Here is a 24,893-nt window from a genome sequence, read left to right as displayed (position 1 = left end):
TCGCGCGTAGCGGGGGTTCGGTGGCGGGGTTCGGTTCGGTCACGCGCGCACCGGCGGGGACCGCACCGTCCTGTGACGACCCCGCGGCGCGTGCATGACAGCGCTGTGTCGTGGGCGGGCGTTGGGGCCTGAACACGGCCGCGACCTGCGGCGAGCAGCGCGGATCCGTCAACCGGAGCCCGATCCTCCCGCCGACGCGACCGAACGGCACGTATCTCACGCCCGAGTCGCATCACGATGAGATAACGATGGAGGCAATCTGGTTTGTCCGCATGGATGCGGGGTAACGCGTCCGGCTTCGTCGGCCGCCCCCGCAGCCCCTAACGCCCCTACCGTGCGCCCCCACGGGATTTGCTACCGAAATCCCTCCCCCGCTCAATACCCGCCCGGGTCCTGAGGAAAAACGTGGAGGCATGCGGCTACGCCGACATCCGCAGCCGCGAGTATCAATTTCCGGATAACCCGGCGCCGTCCTTTGTCGGACCGGCGCCGTGGACGGCTCCCTGAGCGGAGCGGCGCATGCGAGCCCCTGAGCGCGGGAGGGGCCCGCGTACGCTTCAGGGTTCGCGGTGTTCGTGTGCCGCCTGCTCCAGGGCCTGCGCCTCCGCCTGGGCGATGCGTGTCTCGGCCGCGACGTCGATCGAGCGGGTCAGCCACCAGTACAGCAGCGCGGCGACCGGAAGGCCGATGAACAGGGAGATGTCGGCTCCGCCCAGCGCCTTGGCGGCGGGGCCGACGTACAGGGTGCCGACGGAGAAGAAGGGGATCATCGCGGCGAAGCCGGCCAGGTAGGCGATGATGCCGTGCCAGCCCCAGCGGCCGTAGATGCCGCGCGGGTTGAAGATCTCCGCGATGGCGTAGTGCCCGCGGCGCACCACGTAGTAGTCCATGAGGTTCACCGCGGTCCACGGAATGAACAGGTAGAGCACCAGCAGCAGGAAGTTGTTGAAGTTCGTCAGGAAGTTGGCGGTGGCGGCCAGTGCGCCGATCAGCGAGAGCGCCGCCGTCAGGCCGATCGTCAGCAGTCGCACGCCCAGGGTCGGGCGCACCCGTTTGAACGAGTCGATGGCGCTGATGAGCGTCAGCGAACCGCCGTACAAGTTCAGCGCGGTGACGGACACCAGGCCCAGGGCGGCGAAGAGCAGCACGATCGCGCCGAAGCCGTCGAACACCTTGTCTCCGGCGGCGTTGATCGACTTGATGGTGTCGAAGTCCTTGCCGGCCCAGGCGGCGAGCAGCGAGCCGAGGACCATGAGCCAGATGCCGCCGAGGGCGGAGCCGAAGTACGTCCAGTAGAAGGTCTTGCGGACCGTCACGTCCGGCGGGAGGTAGCGGGAGTAGTCCGAGACGTAGATGGCCCAGCTGATCTGGTAGCCGGCGACCACGCCGAACTGTGCGAGGAAGGGCGTCCACTTGAAGGCGCCGAGGTCGAAGGAGCCGGCCGGGTAGTGCAGGGTGACGAGGACGCCGACGGTGAAGACGCCGAAGATGACGAGGAAGGTGTAGGTCAGCACGCGCTCGGCCTGGTGGATGATGTCGTAGCCCACCAGCGCGATGACGAGCGCGACCACGGTGACGATCACGACCCACAGGTGGACGCTGCCGTGCAGGGTGGTGTGCAGGGAGTCGGCGGCGAGGATGCTGTTGAAGACGTTGAACCCCGCGTACTGCACATACGCGAAGAGCCACACCAGCAGCGCGCCGACGTAACCGAACTGGGGCCGCGACTGGATCATCTGCGGCAGGCCCAGCTGGGGTCCCTGTGCCGAGTGGAAGGCCATGAAGAAGGTGCCGATGACGGTACCGGCGACGATGGCCAGCAGCGACCAGATGAGGTTGCCGCCCTCGGTGATGCTGATCAGGCCCACGGCCAGGGTGGCGATCTGCGCGTTGGACATGAACCACAGCGGGCCCAGATGCCAGAGCTTGCCGTGCCGCTCGTCGAGGGGGACGTAGTCGATGGACCGGACCTCGAGCCCGGACACCCGTGACTCGGCTGGTGTGCTCATGACGCCTCCCGGCGGCCGGTGTGTCTCTGGGACACATTGTGATCCGTGGGGACCCTGGTGACGAGGGGGGTGACATGAGCAGTGACCCCCGGACGAGGGACCTCGGAAGGCGATGTACGGCGGTGGCGGACGCCGCCCGCACGACGCTCCCGCCCATGCCCCCGGCGGTCACCGTCTGCGATGAACGGTCGCGTGCGGCAGCCGGGCCGGTACCGGCCGGAAGCGCGGTGGGCTTGGCCCACCCCGCCGCGGCGCACGTGGAGGTCTATCCCGACACCGCTCCGGAAACGCGTGGACCCGGCCCACCCCCGTTCGGGGCAGGTCCGGGTCCATGTCTTCTCGGGGCCGGTCTCGGTCAGCCCTCGCAGGCCTCGGTCAGCCCTGGCGCGCCTTGAAGCGCGGGTTCTTCTTGTTCACGACGAAGACCACACCGCGGCGGCGCACCACCTGGGCGCCGGGCTTGGACTTCAGCGAGCGCAGGGACGCGCGTGCTTTCATGGCTGGGTTCTCCTCGTACTCGGAGGCACACGGCGGTCGGCCGCGGACCAGGATGGGGGGAGGGGCCGGCGGCGTGGGTCAGCGTTCCTCGCGGAACGCGACGTGCCGGCCGGCGACGGGGTCGTACTTGCGCAGGACGAGCCGGTCGGGGTCGTTCTGACGGTTCTTGCGCGTCACGTAGGTGACGCCGGTCCCGGCCGTCGACTTCAGCCTGACGACGGGACGCACGGTGCTGCGTGCCATGAGGATCTCCCTTCACCGACACCCCGGAATTGGCCCGAGCATGTCAGCGATCGTCACAACGCCGGCGGCGGCTCCGGCATTCCCGCGGGTGCCGGTGACCGCGCCTCCGCTCCGCGCGAGGACGTCCGGGGCCGTCGTCAGGCGCTCCTGCGCTGCCGCCTGATCGGCTCTCCGACCCGGTGCAGGTGGGTGAGGGCCTCCCGGTAGGACTGGATCAGCCCGGTCTCGTGGTACGGCACGCCGATCTCCGCACAGTACGCGCGGACGATGACCCGGGCCCGACGCAGATGGGGCGTGGGCATGCTCGGGAAGAGGTGGTGCTCGATCTGGTGGTTGAGCCCGCCCAGCAGGACGTCGGTGAGCCGTCCGCCGCGGACGTTGCGGGAGGTGAGGACCTGGCGGCGCAGGAAGTCGGGCCGCTCGTCACCGGTGAAGGTCGGCATGCCCTTGTGGTTCGGGGCGAACGTGCAGCCGAGGTAGACGCCGAAGAGGCACTGGTGCACGGCGAGGAACGCGACCGCCTTGCCGGGCGAGAGCACCAGGAACAGCGCGGACGTGTACGCCGCGAGGTGCAGGAGGAGCAGGCCGGCTTCCAGGGCCCGGTGCTTCATGGAGGGCGAGCGCAGCGCCCGCAGGCTCGCCACGTGCAGGTTGAAGCCCTCCAGGGTGAGCAGCGGGAAGAACAGCAATGCCTGGTGGCCGCCGATGAGCCGGGCGAGGCCGCTGCTCTCGGCGGCCTGGCCGGTGGACCACACCAGGATGTCCGGAGCGACGTCCGGGTCGAGGTCCTCGTGGTTGGGGTTGGCGTGGTGGCGGGTGTGCTTGTTCATCCACCAGCCGTAGCTCATGCCGATGCCGAGGTTGCCGAACAGCCGGCCCCATGTCTCGCTCGGCCGGCCGCGCCGGAACACCTGACGGTGTGCCAGATCGTGGGCCACGAGGGCGACCTGCCCGAACATGAAGGCCAGGAAGGCGGCCACCGCCAGCTGCCACCAGGTGTCGCCCAGGGCGAGGAAGGCGCCCCAGCCGGCCGCCAGCAGCGCGCTCACCAGGGTGAGCCGTGCGGTGTAGTAGCCGGGGCGCCGCTTCATCAGTCCCGCTTCGGCGACGCGCCGGGACAGCCGGGCGAAGTCGCTGCCGGCTGTGGGGCCGGACGTGCGGGAAGGGTCGGCCGGCGCCCCGGCGGTGGCCGGGGCATGTGTGGAAAGGGTCATGCCGTCGAGTCTCGGCGCGCCACTCCGGCCGTGACAGCCGGTCAGTCACCGGACGTGCCGGGGGCTTCCCCTACGGCGGCGCGGGGTGCTGTCACCACTGCCGGCCTCCGACCTGCGCTTTTCCCGGTCAGTTCCGGGCGAGGAGTTCGAGGGTGTCGATCACGCGGTTGGAGAAGCCCCACTCGTTGTCGTACCAGGCGACCACCTTGATGTGCCGGCCGTCGACGCGGGTGAGGGCCGAGTCGAAGACCGAGGAGGCCGGGTTGCCGGTGATGTCGGAGGACACCAGCGGGTCCTCCGAGTACTCCAGGACGCCGGCGAGCGGGCCCTCGGCCGCGGCACGGTAGGCGGCCAGGACGTCGTCGCGGGTGACGTCGCGCGCGACGGTCGTGTTGAGTTCCACGATGGAGCCGACCGGCACCGGCACGCGGATCGAGTCGCCGGACAGCTTGCCGTCGAGGTTCGGGAGCACGAGACCGATGGCCTTCGCCGCGCCGGTGGTGGTCGGCACGATGTTGACGGCGGCGGCGCGGGCGCGCCGGGCGTCGCGGTGCGGGCCGTCCTGGAGGTTCTGCTCCTGGGTGTAGGCGTGCACGGTCGTCATGAACCCGTGCTCGATGCCGGCGAGTTCGTCCAGCACGGCGGCCAGCGGTGCGAGCGCGTTGGTCGTGCAGGAGGCGTTGGAGACGATGGTGTGCAGGTCGGGGTCGTACGCGTCGGTGTTGACGCCGTACGCGAGCGTGACGTCGGCTCCGTCGGAGGGCGCGCTCACGAGCACCTTCCGTGCGCCTGCGTCGAGGTGTGCGCGGGCGGCCTTGGCCGAGGTGAAGCGGCCGGTCGCCTCGAGGACGATGTCCACGCCGAGGTCGGCCCAGGGCAGCCGGCCCGGCTCGCGTTCGGCGAGGACGGTGATGCGGCGGCCGTCGACGACGAGGGCGTCCCCGTCCGCGGTCACGGGGCGCCCGAGCCGGCCGGCCGTGGTGTCGAACGCGAGCAGCCGTGCGAGGGTGGCGGGTTCGGTGAGGTCGTTCACGGCGACGACCTCGAGGTCGCTGCCGCGTTCGAGCAGGGCGCGCAGGACGTTGCGTCCGATGCGGCCGAATCCATTGATGGCGATGCGAGTCATGAGCGGTGATCGTCCCTTCGGATCCCACGGTTCCTTCGGCTCCCCCTCAGCGTCGCGTGGCGGCTCCATTCGTGACCGTGTCTGGAGCGCCATGGTTCGCAAGGATCGCGCCAGGGCTACTCGCCCTGGGTGAAGGTGCGCCGGTACTCGCTCGGGGTGGTGCCGAGGATCCGCTGGAAGTGGGTCCGCAGGTTGGTGCCGGTGCCGAGTCCGACGTCGGCGGCGATCTGCTCGATGCTGCGCTCGGAGCGTTCGAGGAGTTCCCGGGCCAGGTCGATGCGGGCGCGCATCACCCACTGCATCGGGGTGTATCCGGTGTCCTCGACGAAGCGCCGGGAGAGCGTGCGCGGCGATACCGCGGCGTGCCGGGCGAGCACCGTGAGGGTGAGCGGCTCGCCGAGGTGGTGCAGGGCCCACTCGCGCGTGGCGGCGAAGCGTTCGCCGATCGGCTCGGGCACGCTGCGCGGCACGTACTGGGCCTGGCCTCCGCTGCGATAGGGCGCGGCCACCAGGCGGCGCGCCGCGTGGTTGGACACGGCTACCCCGAGGTCCTTGCGCAGGATGTGCAGGCACAGATCGATGCCGGAGGCGGCGCCGGCCGAGGTCAGCACGCTGCCCTCGTCGACGAAGAGGACGTCCTCGTCGACCCTGATCAGCGGGTGCTTCGCGGCGAGGGCCCGGGAGTAGTGCCAGTGGGTCGTCGCGCGTCTGCCGTCGAGCAGGCCCGTGGCCGCGAGGGCGAACGCCCCGGTGGAGATGGCGGCGAGCCGGGTGCCCCGGGCGTGGGCGGCGAGCAGCGCCTCGACGACGGGCGGCGGCGGGTCCTCGCGGTCCGGGAACCGGTAGCCGGGGATGAACGCGATGTCCGCCCAGGCGAGCGCGTCGAGGCCGTGGGCGACGTGGTAGGACAGTCCGTCGCCGCCCGTCACGAGTCCGGGCGCCGCCCCGCACACGCGCACCTCGTACGGCATGCTCGCGCGGGTCGTGAACACCTGCGCGGGGATGCCGACGTCGAGCGGCTTGGCGCCTTCGAGCACCAGGACGGCGACGCGTCGCAGACGGGGGGACGGCATAGGGCCCAGCGTACGAGGGGGACGGTACGACGACGGGCCCCGCCGGCGGTGTACCGGCGGGGCCCGCTGTCCAAGGGTGTACGGGTGCTGGGCGGGATCAGTCGGTGCCGGACTCCATCGCGGCGCGGTCCAGCGCGGCGTCCTCCTCGGAGACCTCGCCGCGGGAGGCGATGGCCTCGGCGCCGCCCTCCGGAAGCTCCGGCATGGTGCCGATCAGGCCGGTCGCGGCCGCCTGGGAGGCGCCGATGGTGGGGCTGCCGGTGCCGATCAGGCCGAGGCCGACGTACTGCTCGAGCTTCGCGCGGGAGTCGGCGATGTCGAGGTTGCGCATGGTGAGCTGGCCGATGCGGTCGACCGGGCCGAAGGCCGAGTCCTCGGTGCGCTCCATGGACAGCTTGTCCGGGTGGTAGCTGAAGGCCGGACCCGTGGTGTCGAGGATGGAGTAGTCCTCACCGCGCCGCAGCCGCAGGGTCACCTCGCCGGTGATCGCGGCGCCGACCCAGCGCTGGAGCGACTCGCGGATCATCAGGGCCTGAGGGTCCAGCCAGCGGCCCTCGTACATGAGGCGGCCCAGGCGCCGGCCCTCGTTGTGGTACTGGGCGAGGGTGTCCTCGTTGTGGATCGCGTTGACCAGGCGCTCGTAGGCGGCGTGCAGCAGCGCCATGCCGGGCGCCTCGTAGATGCCGCGGCTCTTGGCCTCGATGATCCGGTTCTCGATCTGGTCCGACATGCCCAGGCCGTGGCGGCCGCCGATGGCGTTGGCCTCCATCACCAGGTCGACGGCGGTGGCAAACTCCTTGCCGTTGATCGTCACGGGCCGGCCCTGCTCGAAGCCGATGGTCACGTCCTCGGCGGCGATCTCGACCTCGGGGTCCCAGAACCGCACGCCCATGATGGGCTCGACGGTCTCGATGCCGGTGTCCAGGTGCTCCAGGGTCTTGGCCTCGTGGGTGGCGCCCCAGATGTTGGCGTCGGTGGAGTAGGCCTTCTCGGTGCTGTCGCGGTAGGGCAGGCCGTGGGCGACCAGCCACTCCGACATCTCCTTGCGGCCGCCCAGCTCGGTCACGAAGTTCGCGTCGAGCCAGGGCTTGTAGATCCGCAGGTTCGGGTTGGCGAGCAGGCCGTAGCGGTAGAACCGCTCGATGTCGTTGCCCTTGAAGGTGGAGCCGTCGCCCCAGATCTGGACGTCGTCCTCGAGCATCGCCCGCACCAGCAGGGTGCCGGTGACGGCGCGGCCCAGCGGCGTGGTGTTGAAGTACGCCCGGCCGCCGGAGCGGATGTGGAACGCGCCGCAGGTCAGCGCGGCCAGGCCCTCCTCGACGAGGGCGGCACGGCAGTCGACCAGGCGCGCGACCTCGGCGCCGTAGGTCTTCGCACGGCCCGGGACCGAGGCGATGTCGGGCTCGTCGTACTGGCCGATGTCGGCGGTGTAGGTGCACGGGACGGCGCCCTTGTCGCGCATCCACGCGACGGCGACCGAGGTGTCGAGGCCGCCGGAGAAGGCGATGCCGACGCGCTCGCCGACCGGAAGGGAAGTGAGGACCTTGGACATAGGAAGAGTATGCATCATTACGCATGTCCATGCATAGCCCGGGTCCACCACCGGGTGAGCCGGGGGTGCCGTCCCGAGACCGGACCGCTCAGCCGGCCGCCAGCTCGCCGAGCAGTTTCCAGGTGCGGCGCCGGTCCGCGGCGCCGCCCAGGTCGGTCGCCGTGAACACCACCTCCGTCGCCCCCGCCTCCCGGTAGCGGCGCACCTCGGCGGCGACGGTCTCCTCGTCGCCGATGACGGCGACGTCGGCGGCCCGGGTGCCACCGGACAGCTCGATCACACGCTGGTAGGAGGGGAACCTCTCGTAGAAGGAGAGCGTCTCGGTCGCGGCCTGTCGCACCGCCTCCACCTCGGCGGTGACGACGCCGGGCACGAAGGCGACGATCCGCGGCGCCGGCCGGCCCGCCGCCTCGGCCGCCGCCGTGACGGCGGGCACGATGTGGTCGGCCAGGGCGCGCGGTCCCGCCAGCAGCGGAAGGATGCCGTCGGCCAGCTCGCCCGACACGCGCAGCGCCTGCGGTCCCATGGCGGCGACGAGGACCGGCACCGGCGGCTGGTCGCCCGGTACGGACGCGGGCAGCGGGGTGGTGGCGGTCAGCAACTCGCCGTGGAAGTCCGCGCTGCCGGTCTCCAGCAGGGGGCGCAGGGCGGTGAGGAACTCGCGGAGCCGGGCGACGGGGCGTTCGTACGGGATCCCGAAGCCGGTCTCGGTGAGGTGCTTGGTGCCGAGCGCGAGCCCGAGCTGGTACCGGCCGGCGGTGGCGGCCTGGGCCGTCTGGGCCTGCCCGGCGACGATCAGGGGGTGCCGTCCGAACACGGGGATCGCGGCGGTGCCGACCTGGAGGCCGGGCACGTCTCGGCCGACGATCGCAGCCAGCATCGGGGAGTCGTAGGAGAAGGTCTGCCCGAACCACGCCGAGCGCAGTCCGGCCTCGTGGGCCTCGCGGGCGAGATCCACGACGGTGTCGATCGGGTCCTGGTGATGGAGCGCTACACCGATGGTCATGCAAGGGCCAACCGGCAGACCCGCCACCGGCATTCCGCCTTCGCAGGGACAGGTTCCAACGCGTCGCCCCGCAGCAGCCCTTGACGGCCGTCCGACGCTTCGGCGCCGAGGGCTACGACGGCTTCACCCCGCCCCGGTCGCCGGGCGGGCCGGCGGGACGAGGACGCCCGCCGGCGCGCACCGAGGAATCCGGGGTCAGCTGCCGGTCAGCAGGCGTCGTACGACGTAGCCCGCGGAGTCCACGCCGGAGCTGCCTCCCTCGACGAGCGCCGCGACCGAGACGCGCGCGTTGTAGGCGGTCAGCCAGCCGTTGGTGTGGTCGCCCTCCTCCGCGGTGCCGGTCTTGGCACCCACGCCGGCCAGCCCGCCGAGGCGCGGAGCCGCCGTGCCGCTGGTGGCGACGTTGCGCATCATCGACTGCAGATACCCGGCCGTGCGGGGCGAGATGGGCCGGGACGCCGTCTGCTGGTGCTGCCCCGGCAGGATGACAGGCTGCTTGAACCCGGCGCCGCGGACGGTGGCCGCCACGGACGCCATGAACAGCGGCGTGGCCGTGACCTTGCCCTGTCCGATGAACTGGGCCGCCTGGTCGCCGCCGTGAACGTCCGGCGGGATGCTCGGGTCGGTGGTGGCGACCCCGCCGCCGATGGACCAGCTGCCCATGCCGAAGACGCTCGCCGCCTCCTCGTGCAGGGCGGAGGCGTCGCCGTTGTTCACCAGGTAGTGGAAGCCGTCCTTGATGAAGGAGGTGTTGCACGACACCGTGAACGCCTGCGCCAGGGAGGAGCCGGGGTTGGCCCGCACTCCGGAGTCGTTGTGGAACAGCTGACTGTTGGCCGTCAGCGAGTCGGTGCAGGGTGCCGGGCTGTCCGGCGTGAGGCCGGCCTTGTCGAAGAGGGCCGCCGAGGTGATGATCTTCATCGTGGAGCCGGGCGACTTGATGCCGTTGATGGCGATGTCACCGTCGTCGCCGGAGTGTGCGATCGCGAGGATGTGACCGTTGCGCCAGTCGAGCGCGACGGTCCCGGCGGGCTTCTGCTGCAGGTGGGCGTCGTTGACCGCCCGCTCGGCCACCGTCTGCAGGCCGGCGTCGATGGTCGTCCGCACCACCGCGGGGCGGCCCTTGACGAAGACCTTCAGCATCTTCACACCGGTCCCGCTGCCGTCGACGACGGCCACGCCCGTGCCGGGCTTGCCGCCCGTGGGCCTGGCGTTCTTGCCGATCGTGGCCGCGATGTCCTTGAGTGAGGCGAAGCCGGACAGATCGGTCCTGCCGTCGCTCGCGACGACCTTCGCGGGGGTGGCGTCGGACGGCAGCGTGCCCGCGGTCAGCGACTGGTCGTCGCCCAGGCCCGGGTAGAGCACCGAGTTGTTCCAGTGGACCGCCGAGCGGCCGTTGGTGCTCTTCAGCACGGCCACCGCGCTCGGGTAGCTCCAGGTGCCGCCCGCGACCTGAGCGGTGACGTCGAAGGTGACCTTGGTGGCGCCCGGCGTCACCGAGGAGGGACCCACGGACACGAGGTGGGTGAACGACAGCTTCTTCAGGTGCAGTCCGTCGGCGTACGCCCGCAGCGCCTGGGACGCGGTGGAAGGTACGTCGGTGTCGCCGGCCGCGCCGTCCAGGTGCTGCCGGGACCAGTCGTCCAGGAAGGCACGGGCTCGCTTCACCGCCTCGGCATCCGAGGGCGGCGTGCTCGACACGGCCGACGAGTCGAAAACGCGCGCGTCCTGGGAGTCTCCGCCATCCGCAGAGCCCGAGGTCAGGCCGTGCACGATGTTGTAGGTAGCGATCCCCCCGAGGGCGAGCAGCGCGGTGCAGGTACCGGCGAGGCCGATCTTCACAGCTCTGTTCATGCGACGGATCGTATGTACGTTCCATGTAAGCCCGTGCTGATCTCCGGTGGATCGTTACCGGAACGTCAAGTAAGGCTGCAGAGAAGTTACGACTCCGAGGCCACGGCCTTCAGTTCGGTCAGCGACTCCCGGATCAGCTGCCGCATCGGGCGTTCCTCGTCCGGCGCGATCCACCGTTCGAAGGCGATCTTGAACACGGCGACCCCCGCCTCGGCGGCCAGGCTCGCGGCGGGCTCGGCGACGCCGCGCCCGCGCAGGGTGCCGGCGAGCGCGGACGCCATCGACGCGAGTTTGATCAGCTCCCGCTCCCGGAGTTCCGCGTGCGCCGTGATCACGGCATGCCGCCGGCGCGCGTGCTCACGCCGGTCGGTGAACACCTCGGCCACGGTGTCCAGTCCGGCGGCCAGCGCGTCGAGCGGCGCGGCGGAGGGCGGGGCCTCGGCGACCGTCCGCACGATGAGCGCCTCCAGTTCGGCGGAGCCGGAGAAGAGCACCTCCCGCTTGTCGGCGTAGTGCCGGAAGAACGTGCGCTCCGTGAGCCCGGCCCGCTTGGCGATCTCGGCGACGGTCGTCTGCTCGTACCCGTGCTCCGCGTACAGCTCCAGTGCGGCCTTCGCCAAGCGTCCGCGCGCGTCCGGCTGCCATCTACCCATGCGGCGATCCTACCGGGATGACAGCGACTGACATCAGGTGTAGCGTCTATGTCAGTCACTGACATCGACTGTCTGGGGTCTTCCATGCGCATCTTCGTCACCGGCGCCTCCGGCTGGATCGGATCCGCCCTCGTACCCGAGCTCATCGACGCCGGCCACCAGGTCGTCGGGCTCGCCCGCTCCGAGGCCTCCGCCGCCGCGCTCGTCGCGGCGGGCGCCGAGCCCGTGCGCGGTAGCGTCGACGATCTCGACCTGCTGCGGGACACGGCCGCCGCGTCGGACGGGGTGGTCCACCTCGCCTTCAAGCACGACATCGCCTTCAGCGGCGACTTCAAGGGCGCCGCCGAGGCCGACCGCCGCGCCGTCGACGCCTTCGGCGCCGCGCTGGCCGGCACCGACCGTCCCTTCGTCCTGGCCTCCGGTGTGGCCGGCCTCGCGCCCGGGCGAACGGCGACCGAGCGGGACATGCCCACGGTGGACGGCTCGCACTTCTCCATCCGCGCCGCGACGTCGCAGGAGGTGCTGTCGTTCGCCGAGAGCGGTGTCCGTTCCTGCGTGGTCCGGCTCTCGCCGACCTGCCACGGCGACGGGGACAACGGATTCATGGCCGCGCTGGTCGCCACGGCCCGCGCCAGGGGCGCCTCCGGTTACGTCGGCGACGGCGCCAACCGCTGGCCCGCCGTGCACCGCCTCGACGCCGCGCACCTGTTCCGCCTCGCCGTCGAGCGGGCCCCGGCCGGTTCCGTGCTGCACGGGGTCGCGGAGGAGGGCGTCGCGATCCGGGAGGTCGCCGAGGTGATCGGCCGGCACCTCGACGTGCCGGTGGTCTCCGTGGCGCCGGAGAACGCGCCCGAACACTTCGGCTGGCTGGCCCCCTTCGTCGGCCTCGACTTCCCGGCGTCCAGCACGCAGACCCGCGAACTGCTGGACTGGAAGCCGGCCCACCCGGGACTCCTCGAGGACCTCGAGAAGGGGCACTACTTCCGCACCCCGGCCGACGCCGCCTGACGGGGGCTGGCCGCGTCCCCCGCCGGACGCCGTACGTGCGCCCCTCCCCCTTCGTTTCAGGGACCGTCGGTGTGACGTTCGGTGCCGAGGTGGGACAGGTAGGCGTGCAGGCGGGTGGCCGCGTGCAGCATGGCCAGGCCCCGTGCCGTGAGCTTGCGCTGCCAGGTCTCCAGGGACGCGGCGAGTACGTCCGTGCCGCCGGCCGTACGGATCCGGCCGATCACGGTGGCGATGTGTCCGAGCGGATGGCCTCCGCGTCGCAGGAGGTGCGCGAGTTCGGCGTCACGGACGTCGTCGGCGCGGAAGACCCGGTGTCCGGTCGCCGGATCCCGGGCCGGGGTGAGGATGCCGGCGTCCTCCCAGTTGCGCAACGTGGCTGGGGTCACGCCGAGTTGGCGGGCGAGTTCGCCGACCGTACGGGTGCCGGTGTCGCGGGTGGCAGAGGGCGCGGGCGCTGATTCCGCCGTCAGGTGCGTCACCGCTGTGCGTACCGCGGCGAGGGTGTCCCGGTCGCGGAGCAGCTGACCGTGACCGCGGTCGATGAGCGTCAGGGCGTCGTCGAGTGCGTCGCGGTGCAACGCGTTCATGATCCGGCCGGCCGTCGCGTATCCGTACGCCGGTACGAGCGAGAGGTAAGCCCGGAGCGCGGCGGCGTGCACCTCGGTGTAGATCCGGTAGCCGCTGCGGGTGCGCTCGGCGGGCGGGATGAATCCGTGCTGCTCGTAGTTGCGCACGGCCTGGGTCGAGATGCCGTGCTCGCGCGCGAGGTCGGTCGGTCGCAAGGAGATCACCGGTTGAGACTTTGTCGCCGCTGCCGGCCGCGTGTGCTGCTTATCCGGCCACTGTAGCTTCCCAAGTCTCAACCGTCCTTTCAAGGATACGCTTGAGGCCCATGAGTCAGGACATCCGAGACTTCGTGACCCCCTCGTGCGACCTGCTGGCGCTGGGCGAGCCGACTCACCGGGAACCGGCCTTCGGGCGGATCAGGAACGCACTGCTCCCCCGGCTGACCGACTGCGGATTCCGGTCGATCGCCCTGGAGACCGACCGCGTGGCGGCGCTGGCCGTCGACGACTACGTCCAGGGCGGAGCCGGCAGCCTCGACGCGGTCATGCGCGCGGGCTTCTCGCACGGCTTCGGGGACCAGGAGGCCAACCGGCGGCTGGTCGGCTGGATGCGCGAGTACAACCGGCACCGGCCGCCGGAGGAGCGGCTCGCCTTCCACGGTTTCGACGCGCCGATGGAGACCATGAGCGCACCGGGCCCCCGGACCTTTCTGGAACACGCCCGCGACTATCTGGGTCTCCAGCTCGACATCGCAGGCCTCACCGGCGACGACGCCCGATGGAGCCGGCCGGAGGCCGTCCTGGACGCCGCCATGTCACCCGGCGCCACGCCCGAGGCCGAGCGGCTGCGGTCGATCGCCGACGACATGCTCATCACGCTCTACGCACACGCCCCGCAGCTGATCGCGGCGACCTCGCGCGACGAGTGGGTCAGGGCGAGGATCCATCTCACCGCCGGCCTGGGCCTGTTGCGCTACCACCGGCAGTCGGCCCGGCCGCTCGAGCGGAGCGTCCGGATCGCCGGTCTGGCAGCCGTCCGGGACGCGCTCATGGCCCAGAACCTCCTCGAGATCCGCGGCGTCGAGGAAAAACGCGGAGCGACGCTGGTCTTCGCGCACAACCACCATGTGAAGCGAAGCCCGAGCATCTGGGGCGAGGGAGACCTGGCCGTCGAGTGGTCCGGCGCCGGTGCCATCGTGGGCGCGCTCCTGGGCTCACGGTACGTCTGCGTCGCCGGCCGCCTGGGCCGCAGCGAGGTCCTGGGGCTGAAGGATCCCGCCCCTGACACGTACGAGGGCCTGCTCCAGAGCCGTATCAGCACCTGGGGTCTGGCGGCGGCCACCGCTCTCCCGAGCGCCCGCACCCGCACGGACACGCGTCCCGAGCAGGCCTACTTCCCGCTCGACCGGGCGACACTCGATGCGGTGGACGCCGTCCTGCACATCGGCGAAGCCTCACCGCCCGCCTCCCCGGCCAGCGGCCGTGCCGACCGTAGTGTGGGTCCGTGACCGGTGAGACCGATCTGCAGAGACTGCTGCGTGACCTGCGCCCGGAGCTGAATCCGGGCCGCTATGTCTTCACCACGGCGGAGGGCGGCGTGCCCTCCGGTGTCAGCCCGGTGGTGACGGTGGCCGAACAGGAGGGGCTGACGCTCGTCGTGCCGCAGGCGGAGGCGGACGGGGCGGGTATGGCGTACGACTATGTGGCCGGCTGGATCACCTTGCGGGTCCACTCGGCGCTCGCCGCCGTGGGACTGACCGCCGCGGTCTCCCGCGCCCTCGCCGACGCCGGCCTGAGCTGCAACGTCGTCGCCGGCTTCCACCACGACCACCTCTTCGTGCCCTACGAGGACGCCGAGCACGCCGTGGAGGTGCTGCGGCGACTGGCGCAGGGGCCGACCTGAGCGCGCCGCCGTGTGCGCGGCGTCGTACCCCTACCCGTGCACGCGGTCCGGGGCCATCGTGGAGCGATGACCCGCATCAGCCACTCGGTGATCGTCGCCTCCGTGCCCCGTCCCTGGTTCGAACGAGCTCTCGCCGTGGTCCAGGACGTGGTGAGCGGCACCCGCTGCGAGGGCGGCCGGGTGCTGCTTCCCGACGGGCGTCCCGTGCCCGGCGTGCGGCTGGTGAAGGGCGAGCATCTCGCGCCGGGCGCGACCTATGAGGCAGCGGGCGACTCCGAGGACGCGGGGCGTGTGCCGCGCGAGCAGGTGCGGTTCGTCGTACGGCGCTCGGGGAGCGAGCCGGCGGCGCGGCTGGAACTCGTCCTCGGGGACGAGGAGACGGTCACGGCCGTGGAGGGCGCACTGCGCGGCGCGGGGCGCCCTGCCGCCGTCGAACTGCGCGGATCGCTTCGGGCCGCGGGCCGTTGGCCGGCCCTCCGGCAGGCGCACGGCGAGGCGCGTGCCGACTTTCGGGCGTGGTGGAAGGCGGCCGCGGGCCGGCGGTTCTCCGGTGCGCCGTTCGAGGCGCGCCTGGAGCACCGCTTCGGCACGGCGAGGCTGCGGGCGGTGCCCCGGCCGCACGACGAGGACCACTGGGAGGTGCGCCTCGTCGTGTCGCTGCGGGGCCGCTCGATCCTGCGCCCCGTGGCCGCGCTGGGCCTGCTGATGTTCCACCGGCGGCTGCGCGAGGCCGTCGCCGACGCGGTGAACAGGACAGCCCGGGTGTGGAACGAGACCGTCCCGAACACACGTGCCCTGGACACGGGTCGGCTCCGCACCCGCATCCTGGACTCGGCCGCCTCACCACCGGAAGAAGCGCACTTGTGACGGCGCATCCGGCCGACGCACAGGCCCGGGTCACCTACGGCGCCTCCGGTGTTCCCGCGCGCCCACGGCCGTCGTCCCGTCGCCCCGCACACCTTGACCTTGCCCCCGTGGACAGGGTTTAGCGTGGTGGCCGAGGTGATCGGAATGAGGATCGGTGAGCTGGCGGGTCTGGCCGGTGTGACGACGAAGGCCGTGCGGTACTACGAGTCGCTGGGGCTGATCACGCCCGCACGTCTCGCCAACGGCTACCGGGACTACGGCGAGGACGACGTACGCCTCGTGCGGGAGATCAGGACGCTCCACCGGCTCGGCATCCCGGTCGAACGCACCCGCCCCTTCCTCGAATGCCTGGCGGCGGGACGCGCACACGCGGACGACTGCCCCGCCTCCCTCGCGGGTTACCGCGAGGCCATCGACGAGCTGACCGGGCGCATCGAGGCGCTGACGGCCCGCCGCGCGACCCTGATCGCCAGTCTGAACGCCGCCGCCCACCGGGGCAGCCGGGTCCCACCGCCCACCGAGAACGGTGCCGGAGACATGGATCCTCTGACGCTGCCCGCCAACCTGCCCGTGCCGGAGGACGACGGCGCGGCAAACCACCTTCCCGGCACGAGGACGCCGAGCCTCACGCTGCTCGACACGGCGGGCCGCAGGGTGCGCCTGGACACCCTCGGCCCCCGCCGCACGGTCGTCTACGTCTACCCGCTCACCGGCCGCCCCGGCACCGACCTGCCCGAAGGCTGGAACTCCATCCCCGGAGCCCGTGGTTGCACCCCCGAGTCATGCGGCTTCCGCGACCACTTCCACGACCTCCTGGAAGCCGGCGCCGGCCGCGTCTACGGGCTGTCCAGCCAGGACACCGACTACCAGCACGAGGTGGTGGAGCGTCTCGGGCTGCCCTTCGACATGCTCTCCGACCCGGCACTCGAACTGGCGGACGCGCTCGGTCTGCCCACGTTCGAGGTCGACGGGATGCGGCTGTTCAAGCGCCTCACGCTCATCCTCCGCGCCGGTGTGGTCGAGCATGTCTTCTATCCCGTCTTCCCGCCGAACGAGCATGCCGAGCAGGTTCTGAACTGGCTTCGCAGGAACCCGATTTCACCCCTGTAGGGGTTCACGCGCGTGCCGCCGGGGACGGGCGGCACATGGCAGCGGCCGGGCGGAGGAACGGCACACCTGCGCGCCACGCACAGGATTCACTCAGTGAAAACCGCCGGACCATCCGTATCATCCATGTGTCGGGGGACCCGCAGGACGACTTCCGCTCCGTGCTCGCCGCGACAGCAGGCAGCGGAGCGCGCCCGTGTCACGATTGGAGCCACAGATGCCTGAACCCACCACACCCGTCACCGAATTGGCCTCGCAGTACGTCAGCCAGGTGACCAACGACCTCGAGCACAACATCAAGGAACAGGAACGCATCACCGCGGAAATCCAGGCGCTGCAGGAGCAGTTGGCCGGGCTGCAGCACGACCAGACCATCCTGGTGAACATGCGGCAGGCCCTCGGCGTCTCGGCGGCCTCGGCGGCTCCGGTGGGCGCGGCGGCTCCGGCCGAGGGGGCGGTCGTACCGGCTCCGCGCAAGAAGTCCACCACCGCCACCGGTCCGCGACGCACGCCGAAGAAGTCGGCCCCCCAGCCGGCCGAGCGTACGAAGCAGCCCGCCAAGAAGCCCGCGGCGAAGAAGGCGGCGCCGAAGAAGGCGTCCGCGAAGAACGCGTCGGGTCAGGCGGCTCAGCCCACCCTCATCGAGCTCGTCCGCCGCCATCTCGCCGACCAGCAGGAGCCCCGGTCCGCGGCGGAGGTCGCCGAGGCGCTGGGCAAGGCGCATCCCGACCGGGAGATCCAGACCAAGGTCATCCGCACCACTCTGGAGAACCTGGTGGCCCGCAACAGCGCCCAGCGCACCAAGCAGGGCTCGTCCGTCTTCTACACCCTCGCCAACACCTCCGAGCAGGCGCAGGAGAACACGGAGAAGTCCCCGGCCGACGCCGCCGGATGAGCCGTGGCCGCATCGCCCCGTCCCGCAGCACCGAGTGCCACGGGGTTCCGGACGGGGCGATCCTGTGGCCTTCCCTCCGCCTTCCGGGACTGATTGACGGACCGTCAGGGTGACGGTGCCGCCGCTCAGGTCCCGGCGGTGGCCTTCTGGCGCGTCGTCTCGAACTCGGTCACCGGATCGCCGCCGGCCTGCCACGGCCAGGCCGTGACCACGCCGCCGATCACCTCGAACACGGACCGCGCCTCGGCGCGCCGGTCCGCGGCCACCAACGCGTAGGCGAGGAGGTTGAGGTCGGCGAGTGCCTTGGCATGGCGGAGGAACCCCGGCTGGATCCAGGAGTGCGCCGCCCGGTCGAGGGCCTGCGCGGCGGTGACGTGGGACCAGTGGTTGCGCGCGACCAGTGCCTCGACTCCGCCCCGGTCGAGGATGGAGTGGTACTGGTCGACCTGGGCGGTGAGTTCGGTGCCCACACAGGGCGCGTTGGCGGGCACACGGGCGCGCAGGGTGTCCACGAACTCCAGCACCTGGATGCGCGAGCCCCCCTCGTCCGGGCTGAGGTAGGACAGCATGTTCAGATAGGCCTCGCGGTTCCAGCGGTCGCGCGCGAGCACCTCGTTCCACACCGCGAAGACCTCGGACTGCGGGCGGCGTTCCAGACGCGACAGGGCGAGGAGGGCCACCCAGGGGGTGGGGTCTTCGGGGGCGAGTTCGGCGGCGCGCAGACACATCTCGACGGTGCCGGCGGGGTCCTCCAGACGCCCCTGGGCACGGGCCTGGGCGACCTGGGTCCAGGCCTGCAGCACGAGCGCGTCCGCGTTGCCGGGCTCACGGGTGGCCCAGGAGCGCGGCAAGTGCGATCCGACGAGGTATCCGGCCAGGACGTCCAGGCGGTGCGTGCGGCGGTCCCAGTCGCCCGGATCCTGTTCCAGGAGGCGGGACATCTGCGCCACGCACAGCTCGGTGGTCGCGATGGTGCCGGTCCTGGTGGTCGCCACAAGGGACTTCAGCAGCTTGCCCAGATCCTGGTCGTCCAGCTCAGGAGCGAGGCGGGCCCTTCTGCGGCGGCTGGAGAGAAATGCCATGCCCGGAGGCTAGAGGGAATCGGCGGGCGCACAAGGGCTGGACCGAGATCGTTATGGTTTACACGTACAACTTGCCTATATTCCCTGTCATGCCCGAGATACAGCTGCTCCGCCCGGCTCATGCTCCCGCGCTGCTCGCCTTCGAAACGGAGAACAGGGCCTATTTCGCGGCGTCCGTCCCGGACCGGGGCGATGACTACTTCGCCCGTTTCGACGAGCGGCACCGCGCCCTGCTCGCCGAGCAGGAGACCGGGGCCTGCTATTTCCACGTGGTGGTCGGCACCGGGGGCGAGGTGCTGGGACGGATCAATCTCGTGGACGTCGCGGACGGCGGCGCGGATCTCGGGTACCGGATCGCCGAGCGCGCCGCGGGCCGGGGACTCGCCACGTGGGCCGTGCGGGAGATCTGCGTCCGTGCCGCCCGCGGTTACGGGCTGCGGGTGCTGCGAGCCGCGGCCAGGGCCGACAACGCGGCCTCGCGTGCCGTACTGACGCGCTGCGGGTTCACGGTCGTCGGCGAGACGACGCTGTCCGGCCGCCCCGGTCTGACCTACGTCCGCTCCCTCGCAGATGTCACCGCCGCTGCCGGAACGCCGGCCGCCGGTCAGGGGTGACCGGGGGTCCGGGTACGGCGGGGAAGGCGAGCGTCCGGTACGGCGAGGAAGGCGAGCGGCGCAATGGCGGCCACCCCCGCCGCCGTGACCAGGGCGCCGGGGAGTGACCAGCCGGCGAGCGGGCCCGCGAGCGCCGCGCCCGCGGCGAAGGCGGTGATCTTCAAGCTGGCGCCGGTGGTGAAGATCTGGCCGCGCAGGCCGTCCGGGGCCTCCCGGTGCCGTACCGCGAACAGGGCGGTGAGCTGCGGTCCTTCGCCGATCCCGGCCAGCAGCAGGGCCAGGACGAGCGCGGCCGGACGGGCCGTCGCCGCCAGCGCGAAGGCGCCGGCCTGGACGAGCGCTCCGGCCCGGATGATCGTGTCGGGGGCGACGGACCGCGGAAAACGTGCCAGCACGGCGTTGGCCGCGAGCGCGGAGACGGCCGTGCACGACAGCAGCAGCGTGCCGCGTCCGGCTGCGCCCAGGGCGCGTTCGCCCAGGAGCGGGAGACAGGCCGTCAGCATGCCCTGTGCGGCGCAGCACACCACCGAGGTCAGGGTCGCCCGCACCAGCCGGGGATTGCGCACGATGACCCGCGCCCCTGCGGCCAGGTCGCCGATCAGCGGACCCTGCCGTGCCCGCCGCTCCTGCGGGCGGCGGGCCGGCAGGGTCCAGGCGGCGGGCGCGGCCGAGCCGATCAGCGCCGCCGACACCACGACGGCGGTCGAGGCCCCGAGCGTCTCGGCCAGGCCACCGGCGAGGACCGGTCCGGTCAGGCTCGCCAGGCCGAACGTCATGGCGTCGAAAGCGTTGGCCCGAGGCAGCCTGTCCCCGGCCGCGACCCGGGGCAACTGCCCCGTCCAGCCGCCGGACAGCGCCGGGCCCAGCAGTCCGGTCAGCACGGCGATGACGACGGTCACGGTGAACGGAAGCCGGCCCAGCCCCACCAGGACCGACACCAGTCCGCCGGCATAGAGGGCGAGCGCCGCGGCCAGCAGCCGCCCGGGGCGCCGACGCCGGTCGAGCACCGCTCCGAGCACCGGGCCGCCCACCGCCGCGGCGGCCGTGATGCCCGCCAGCAGCGCCGACGCCCGGGCCGCCGAACCGGCCACGGCGTAGCCCGCCAGCAGCAGCGCCGGCCCCGACATCTCGTCACCGACGCGGGCGACCACGGCCCCCGCGAAATAGCACCCCATCGCGTAACGCCTCGTCACGGGCCAGGACGTTACGCAGGTAACTCAAAACTCCACAATATGCGTTACAGTGCGCGGGTGTCCCGCAGCAACGACGCCGACTGGTCCACCCGGCATTCCGTGCTGGCCATGGCCCGCCGCACCGCCGCCCTGGTCAACGCCCTCACCGAAGAACGCCCGGATCCGGGCCGGGTGGCGGACGTGCTCCGCGCGTACGGCGAGGCGGGCCCCGTGGACCTGACCACCCGTGATGTCACGGAGATGCGCGAGGCGGCGATGCGGCTGCGGGAGGTCTTCGCCGCGCAGGACGCCGACGAGGCCGCCGTCGCCCTCAACCGCCTGCTGGGCGCGCACACCGGGCGGCTCCGCCTCACCTCGCACGGCGGCGGCACGCCCTGGCATCCCCATCTCGACCGCGACGACGACGCCCCCTGGGGCGAGTGGTTCCTCGCCTCGTCCTGCCTGGCCCTCACCGTGCTCGTCTGGGACCGCCAGCTCCCGCCGGGCAGAACCTGTGCGTCCGCCGCCTGCCGGAACGTCTTCATCACCCAGGGCCCCGGCCCGGAACGCCGCTACTGCTCACGGCGGTGCGCGACCCGCGAACGCGTCGCGGCCCACCGCCGTGCCCGCGCCGGCTCGGCCGGGGTGTCCTCGCACGCGTGACGGGCCCGGGCCGGGGCGCTCACACGGGCGCACGCCAGGTCGACGTCCGTTCACCGCCGGTGTTCCCCGTGCCCCGCCGTTGGGATGGAGGCATGACTTCACACACAACGCTTGACGGCAAGAAGGCCCTGGTGACCGGCGGCAGCCGCGGCATCGGTGCGGCGGCGGCACTGCGCCTGGCGCGCGAGGGCGCGGACGTGGCGGTGACGTATGTGCACGGCAAGGAGGCGGCGGAGGACGTGGTGCGGGCCGTCGAGGCCCTGGGGCGGCGGGCGGTGGCCCTGCGCGCCGACGCCGGGGACGCGCAGGAGGCGGCCGGCGCGGTGGGCCGCGCGGCCGAGGCGTTCGGCGGCCTGGACGTGCTGGTGAACAACGCGGCCGTCGGGCTGCTGCGTCCGGTGGAGAGCCTGTCGCTCGACGACGTGGACCGGCTGATCGCGGTGAACATCCGCGGCATGTTCCTGGCCGCCCAGGCCGCCGCCGCACTCATGGCATCAGGCGGCCGGATCATCACCGTCGGGAGCTGTACGACCCATCACACGCCGGGCCCGGGCAGCACCCTGTACGCGATGAGCAAGTCGGCCGTCGTCGGACTCACGAAGGCGCTGGCCCGCGAGCTGGGCGGGCGGGGGATCACGGCGAACGTCGTGCATCCGGGCCCGACCGACACCGACATGAACCCGGTGGACGGCCCGTTCGCGGACGCCCAGGCGGCCATGACCTCCCTCGGCCGCTTCGGCACGGCCGAGGAAGTGGCGTCCGCCGTGGCCTATCTGGCGGGACCCGACGCCGTGTACGTGACGGGCGCCGAACTCGCGGTGGACGGCGGGTACACGGCCTGACCGAGCGGGGCGCGCCGTGCACGGGGACGGTGCGCCCCGACGGGCCGGGCCGGGAACGCCGCGGTCCGTCGCGGCGTACACCGGGTCGGCGCATGTTCCGTGGGGCAGCCATGACCGTCGTCCTCCTGCTCTCGCGCGGGCGGCGCAGGCACGCGGCAGCGAGAAGGCGAAGGGCCCGGGCGCCGGGGTCCGTGCCGGGCGGGTGACCCGGTGGTGTCCGGGCAGGGGCGTACCCGGGCGAAGACCGTTAGCGGAACGCCGGAAGGTTGCGGGTGACCCAGTCGGCGAAGGGGCCGGCCGGGCGGCCGAGGACCGTCTCCACGTCGGGGCTGACCCGCTGCTCGGCCGGGAGCGGGGCCCCCAGGAGGTCGAGCGTGCCGGCAACGACCTGCTCCGGCATGAACCGCGCCATACGGGCCTGGGCGTCGGCGCGGGACAGCTCCGCGAAGGTCACGTCCTCGCCCAGGGCCTTGGAGATGTCCGCGGCCTGCCCGCGCGGACTGATCGGCTCGGGGCCGGTCAGCTCGTACACCCGGCCGGCGTGGCCGTCCTCGCGCAGGGCGGCCGCGGCGACCGCGGCGATGTCCGCCGGGTCGACGACGGGCAGCGCCACGTCGCCGAACGGCGCGAAGACCGTGCGCTCGGCGCGGACCGTCTCCGCCCACGCGAAGGCGTTGGAGGCGAACCCGGAGGGCCGCAGGATGGTGAAGTCCCGGCCCCAGGCGCGCACGGCGGCCTCGAACTCCCGCAGCCGGGCGTGCGAGGGCGCGTCGGGGCGGGTGGCGCTGACCTGTGAGGACACAAGCACGGTCCGCTCGACCCCGGCCTGTGCCGCCGCGTCCAGCAGGGCGGTCGGGCTCTCGCCCCGGTGGTTGAGTTCGCCGCCCAGCACGAGGAACAGCGCGCGGGCGCCTTCCAGGGCGGGGCGCAGGCTCGCGGCCTGCCCGACGTCGGCGTGAGCCCATCGGACACCGGCCGCGGTGCCGGCGGTACGGGGCTGCCGGGACACGGCCACGACCTCCTCGCCCGCCGCGCTCAGCAGGTCGACCAGCGTCCGTCCGATGTTGCCCGTGGCCCCCGTCACCGTGATCATCGCGTTCCCCTTTGTTAGTTAGTTGACTGACTGAGTAGACCGTAGCACGGCTCCACCGGCGGCTGTCTATAGTCAGTTGGGTGACCAACTCAGTGGATCGGCGCGCTCAGGCGTCGCAGAAGCGCCGGCGGCTCACGGCCGCCGCGGCGCGGGTTCTGCACGAGCAGGGCGTCGAACGCACCACCCTCGCCGACATCGCCCGCGAGGCCGACGTCCCGGTCGGGAACGTCTACTACTACTTCAAGACCAAGGACGAGCTGGTCCGGGCCGCACTGTCCGAGCACAGCGCGCACCTGGACGAACTCACCGAGCGCCTGGAGCAGTTGGACGATCCGCGGGACCGGCTGAAGGCGCTGGTCGAAGCCTGGGTCGACCAGCGCGACGTCGCCGCACGCCACGGTTGCCCCACCGGCACCCTGGCCGTCGAACTCGACAAACGCGCCGACGGAGTCCTCGACGCCGAGGCGGGCGCGGTGATCCGGCGGCTGCTGGACTGGGCCGGACGCCAGTTCCGCGAGCTGGGCGCCCCCGACCCGGACGGGCTGGCCCTCACCCTCGTCTGCGCCTACCAGGGCATGTCACTCCTGGCCAACGCCCTGCGCGACCCCGACGTCATGACCCGCGAAGGAGCCCGCCTGCTGCGCTGGCTCGACTCCCTCGGGACCGCCGGCGCACACCGCTGACCCGCCCGCGCGAGGACCACATGAGCCGTGCATCCCCCGGCGGGCTGGGTACTGGGAGCGGGAGGCCCGACACGGAGGTGGCGGTGATGAGGTACGACGAGTTCCTCGCCCGCGTGCGCGAGCGCGGTGAGTACCACAGCCAGGCGGAGGCGGCCGAGGTCACGGAGGCCGTCCTGAGCGTGCTGGCGGAGCGGATCAGCCCCGGGGAGATCGACGACCTCGCCGCCCAGCTGCCCGGACCGCTGGGTCCCGGCCTGGCCGAGGCGAAGCACGAGCGGCCGGAGAGCTTCGGCATCGAGGAGTTCCACCGGCGGGTCGCCGAGCGCACCGGAGGCAGGCCGCGTACGGCCCAGTGGGACTCGGGCGCGGTGCTGAGCACGGTCGCCGACAGCGTCAGCGGAGGCGAACTGAACCAGGTCATCAGCCAGCTCCCGTCCAGCTACGCGGCCCTGTTCGGCAAGCCGGAGCTGGCCGACTGAAACACCGCCTCCCCCGGCGGCCGCCGCCTGATTGACCGCGCCCCGGCGGTGGGGCTTTGATGTGGCGCATGCTGGGTGACGCGCGAACGGGTGGAGCAGCGAGCGGGGCCGATCCGGTCCTCGCCTTCCCCACGCGGGAGGCGTGGGAGAAGTGGCTGGAGGAGCACCACGCCGACGTACGGGCGGTGTGGCTGAAGATCCCGAAGAAGGACTCGGGGATCGACGGTGTCGACTACGCCGGAGCGCTGGAGTCGGCGCTGTGCTTCGGCTGGATCGACGGGCAGAAGAAGAAGCTGGACGAGCGGCACTGGCTGCAGCGCTTCACTCCGCGCAGGCCTGCCAGCAAATGGTCCCGGGTGAACCGGCAGAAGGCCGTCGAGCTCATGGAGCAGGGCCGGATGCGGCCCGCCGGCCTGCGGGAGGTGGAGAAGGCCAAGGCGGACGGCCGCTGGGAGGCGGCGTACGAGGCGCAGAGCACGGCGGTGGTTCCCGACGATCTGCGCGCCGCCCTGGACGCCGTGCCGGAGGCCCGGGACTTCTTCGCCACCCTGGACAGCCGTAACCGGTACTCGATCCTCTACCGGATCCAGGACGCCAAGCGGCCGCAGACCCGGACCGCACGCATCGAGAAGTTCGTCGCCATGCTCGCCGCGCGGGAGAAGCCGTATCCCTGACCGGGCCGGCTGCCGCC

General features: G+C 72.1%; 26 protein-coding genes. 12 read left to right on the top strand and 14 right to left on the bottom strand.

Annotation, left to right across the window (positions count from 1 at the left end; translation table 11 throughout):
• Nucleotides 1-557: 557 nt before the first annotated feature.
• The 10 genes from ACGFZN_RS02415 to ACGFZN_RS02370 form a co-directional block, all read right to left on the bottom strand.
• Entirely contained in the window at nucleotides 558-2,009 is a 1,452-nt protein-coding gene (locus tag ACGFZN_RS02415) for a purine-cytosine permease family protein (RefSeq protein WP_393856575.1), read from the bottom strand.
• Nucleotides 2,010-2,384: 375 nt separating this feature from the next.
• Entirely contained in the window at nucleotides 2,385-2,507 is a 123-nt protein-coding gene (gene ykgO, locus ACGFZN_RS02410; RefSeq protein WP_393856574.1) for a type B 50S ribosomal protein L36, read from the bottom strand.
• Between the two features lie 78 nt (nucleotides 2,508-2,585).
• Complete coding sequence (gene rpmG / locus ACGFZN_RS02405) at nucleotides 2,586-2,750, bottom strand: 50S ribosomal protein L33 (protein ID WP_330336149.1); 165 nt, start codon at nucleotides 2,748-2,750, stop codon at nucleotides 2,586-2,588.
• A 137-nt stretch (nucleotides 2,751-2,887) separates the two neighbouring features.
• A complete protein-coding gene (locus ACGFZN_RS02400) occupies nucleotides 2,888-3,964 on the bottom strand; it encodes a fatty acid desaturase family protein (RefSeq protein WP_393856573.1) in 1,077 nt (358 codons plus the stop codon).
• Nucleotides 3,965-4,091: 127 nt separating this feature from the next.
• Nucleotides 4,092-5,090 carry a type I glyceraldehyde-3-phosphate dehydrogenase gene (gene gap / locus ACGFZN_RS02395; protein ID WP_393856572.1) on the bottom strand — a complete coding sequence of 333 codons (999 nt, stop codon included), beginning with the start codon at nucleotides 5,088-5,090 and terminating at the stop codon, nucleotides 4,092-4,094.
• A gap of 116 nt (nucleotides 5,091-5,206) precedes the next feature.
• Complete coding sequence (locus ACGFZN_RS02390; RefSeq protein WP_393856571.1) at nucleotides 5,207-6,163, bottom strand: GlxA family transcriptional regulator; 957 nt, start codon at nucleotides 6,161-6,163, stop codon at nucleotides 5,207-5,209.
• A gap of 97 nt (nucleotides 6,164-6,260) precedes the next feature.
• Nucleotides 6,261-7,715, bottom strand: coding sequence for an argininosuccinate synthase (gene argG / locus ACGFZN_RS02385; RefSeq protein WP_393856570.1), 1,455 nt, complete (start codon nucleotides 7,713-7,715; stop codon nucleotides 6,261-6,263).
• Nucleotides 7,716-7,803: 88 nt separating this feature from the next.
• Nucleotides 7,804-8,721 (bottom strand): TIGR03564 family F420-dependent LLM class oxidoreductase, encoded by a 918-nt coding sequence (locus ACGFZN_RS02380; RefSeq protein WP_393856569.1) that lies wholly within the window; start codon nucleotides 8,719-8,721, stop codon nucleotides 7,804-7,806.
• 195 nt (nucleotides 8,722-8,916) lie between these two features.
• Nucleotides 8,917-10,575 carry a penicillin-binding transpeptidase domain-containing protein gene (locus ACGFZN_RS02375; protein ID WP_393856568.1) on the bottom strand — a complete coding sequence of 553 codons (1,659 nt, stop codon included), beginning with the start codon at nucleotides 10,573-10,575 and terminating at the stop codon, nucleotides 8,917-8,919.
• A gap of 86 nt (nucleotides 10,576-10,661) precedes the next feature.
• Nucleotides 10,662-11,228, bottom strand: a complete 567-nt coding sequence (locus ACGFZN_RS02370) for a TetR/AcrR family transcriptional regulator (RefSeq protein ID WP_393856567.1) — start codon at nucleotides 11,226-11,228, stop codon at nucleotides 10,662-10,664.
• Nucleotides 11,229-11,312: 84 nt separating this feature from the next.
• On the opposite strand from ACGFZN_RS02370, the gene ACGFZN_RS02365 reads away from it, so the two are divergent.
• On the top strand, nucleotides 11,313-12,236 hold the full coding sequence (locus ACGFZN_RS02365) for an SDR family oxidoreductase (RefSeq protein WP_393856674.1): 924 nt from the start codon (nucleotides 11,313-11,315) through the stop codon (nucleotides 12,234-12,236).
• Between the two features lie 56 nt (nucleotides 12,237-12,292).
• Here ACGFZN_RS02365 and ACGFZN_RS02360 read toward each other — a convergent pair whose 3' ends face one another.
• Nucleotides 12,293-13,027: a TioE family transcriptional regulator gene (locus ACGFZN_RS02360; protein WP_393856566.1), complete on the bottom strand. Its 735-nt coding sequence runs from the start codon at nucleotides 13,025-13,027 to the stop codon at nucleotides 12,293-12,295.
• A 101-nt stretch (nucleotides 13,028-13,128) separates the two neighbouring features.
• Between ACGFZN_RS02360 and ACGFZN_RS02355 the strand changes: the two genes are divergently transcribed.
• The 5 genes from ACGFZN_RS02355 to ACGFZN_RS02335 all read left to right on the top strand — a co-directional run bounded on the left by ACGFZN_RS02355 (nucleotide 13,129) and on the right by ACGFZN_RS02335 (nucleotide 17,574).
• Complete coding sequence (locus ACGFZN_RS02355; RefSeq protein ID WP_393856565.1) at nucleotides 13,129-14,310, top strand: erythromycin esterase family protein; 1,182 nt, start codon at nucleotides 13,129-13,131, stop codon at nucleotides 14,308-14,310.
• Nucleotides 14,307-14,705: an ACT domain-containing protein gene (locus tag ACGFZN_RS02350; protein ID WP_393856564.1), complete on the top strand. Its 399-nt coding sequence runs from the start codon at nucleotides 14,307-14,309 to the stop codon at nucleotides 14,703-14,705. Before ACGFZN_RS02355 ends, ACGFZN_RS02350 begins: the two co-directional genes overlap by 4 nt.
• Nucleotides 14,706-14,771: 66 nt before the next feature.
• Nucleotides 14,772-15,572 carry a hypothetical protein gene (locus ACGFZN_RS02345; RefSeq protein ID WP_393856563.1) on the top strand — a complete coding sequence of 267 codons (801 nt, stop codon included), beginning with the start codon at nucleotides 14,772-14,774 and terminating at the stop codon, nucleotides 15,570-15,572.
• A gap of 144 nt (nucleotides 15,573-15,716) precedes the next feature.
• A complete protein-coding gene (locus ACGFZN_RS02340) occupies nucleotides 15,717-16,682 on the top strand; it encodes a MerR family transcriptional regulator (RefSeq protein WP_393856562.1) in 966 nt (321 codons plus the stop codon).
• 214 nt (nucleotides 16,683-16,896) lie between these two features.
• The gene (locus ACGFZN_RS02335) at nucleotides 16,897-17,574 is read left to right on the top strand and encodes a hypothetical protein (protein WP_393856561.1); all 678 of its coding nucleotides are present in this window, start codon (nucleotides 16,897-16,899) and stop codon (nucleotides 17,572-17,574) included.
• A 125-nt stretch (nucleotides 17,575-17,699) separates the two neighbouring features.
• On the opposite strand, the gene ACGFZN_RS02330 is transcribed toward ACGFZN_RS02335, so the two are convergent.
• The gene (locus ACGFZN_RS02330; RefSeq protein WP_393856560.1) at nucleotides 17,700-18,656 is read right to left on the bottom strand and encodes a hypothetical protein; all 957 of its coding nucleotides are present in this window, start codon (nucleotides 18,654-18,656) and stop codon (nucleotides 17,700-17,702) included.
• 89 nt (nucleotides 18,657-18,745) lie between these two features.
• Here ACGFZN_RS02330 and ACGFZN_RS02325 point away from each other — a divergent pair, with 89 nt between their 5' ends.
• A complete protein-coding gene (locus ACGFZN_RS02325) occupies nucleotides 18,746-19,270 on the top strand; it encodes a GNAT family N-acetyltransferase (RefSeq protein WP_393856559.1) in 525 nt (174 codons plus the stop codon).
• Here ACGFZN_RS02325 and ACGFZN_RS02320 read toward each other — a convergent pair.
• Entirely contained in the window at nucleotides 19,261-20,445 is a 1,185-nt protein-coding gene (locus tag ACGFZN_RS02320; RefSeq protein WP_393856673.1) for an MFS transporter, read from the bottom strand. The two genes, ACGFZN_RS02325 and ACGFZN_RS02320, sit on opposite strands and share 10 nt — an antisense overlap.
• Nucleotides 20,446-20,502: 57 nt before the next feature.
• Here ACGFZN_RS02320 and ACGFZN_RS02315 point away from each other — a divergent pair, with 57 nt between their 5' ends.
• The gene (locus tag ACGFZN_RS02315; protein ID WP_393856558.1) at nucleotides 20,503-21,105 is read left to right on the top strand and encodes a CGNR zinc finger domain-containing protein; all 603 of its coding nucleotides are present in this window, start codon (nucleotides 20,503-20,505) and stop codon (nucleotides 21,103-21,105) included.
• A 92-nt stretch (nucleotides 21,106-21,197) separates the two neighbouring features.
• Nucleotides 21,198-21,947: an SDR family oxidoreductase gene (locus ACGFZN_RS02310; RefSeq protein ID WP_393856557.1), complete on the top strand. Its 750-nt coding sequence runs from the start codon at nucleotides 21,198-21,200 to the stop codon at nucleotides 21,945-21,947.
• A 247-nt stretch (nucleotides 21,948-22,194) separates the two neighbouring features.
• Here the strand turns inward: ACGFZN_RS02310 and ACGFZN_RS02305 are convergent, their stop codons facing one another.
• Nucleotides 22,195-23,040, bottom strand: a complete 846-nt coding sequence (locus ACGFZN_RS02305) for an NAD(P)H-binding protein (protein WP_393856556.1) — start codon at nucleotides 23,038-23,040, stop codon at nucleotides 22,195-22,197.
• A 92-nt stretch (nucleotides 23,041-23,132) separates the two neighbouring features.
• On the opposite strand from ACGFZN_RS02305, the gene ACGFZN_RS02300 reads away from it, so the two are divergent.
• The 3 genes from ACGFZN_RS02300 to ACGFZN_RS02290 all read left to right on the top strand — a co-directional run bounded on the left by ACGFZN_RS02300 (nucleotide 23,133) and on the right by ACGFZN_RS02290 (nucleotide 24,876).
• Nucleotides 23,133-23,723 (top strand): TetR/AcrR family transcriptional regulator, encoded by a 591-nt coding sequence (locus ACGFZN_RS02300; RefSeq protein ID WP_393856672.1) that lies wholly within the window; start codon nucleotides 23,133-23,135, stop codon nucleotides 23,721-23,723.
• An 86-nt stretch (nucleotides 23,724-23,809) separates the two neighbouring features.
• Nucleotides 23,810-24,202 (top strand): DUF2267 domain-containing protein, encoded by a 393-nt coding sequence (locus ACGFZN_RS02295; protein ID WP_393856555.1) that lies wholly within the window; start codon nucleotides 23,810-23,812, stop codon nucleotides 24,200-24,202.
• Nucleotides 24,203-24,270: 68 nt separating this feature from the next.
• Nucleotides 24,271-24,876 carry a YdeI family protein gene (locus ACGFZN_RS02290; RefSeq protein ID WP_393856554.1) on the top strand — a complete coding sequence of 202 codons (606 nt, stop codon included), beginning with the start codon at nucleotides 24,271-24,273 and terminating at the stop codon, nucleotides 24,874-24,876.
• Nucleotides 24,877-24,893 lie beyond the last annotated feature (17 nt).

Origin of the sequence: Streptomyces sp. NPDC048192, assembly GCF_043202415.1 — a bacterium.
Classification (GTDB): domain Bacteria; phylum Actinomycetota; class Actinomycetes; order Streptomycetales; family Streptomycetaceae; genus Streptomyces.
The sequence above is the reverse complement of the archived record's forward strand: the minus strand, read 5'-3'. Positions and strand labels throughout refer to the sequence as shown.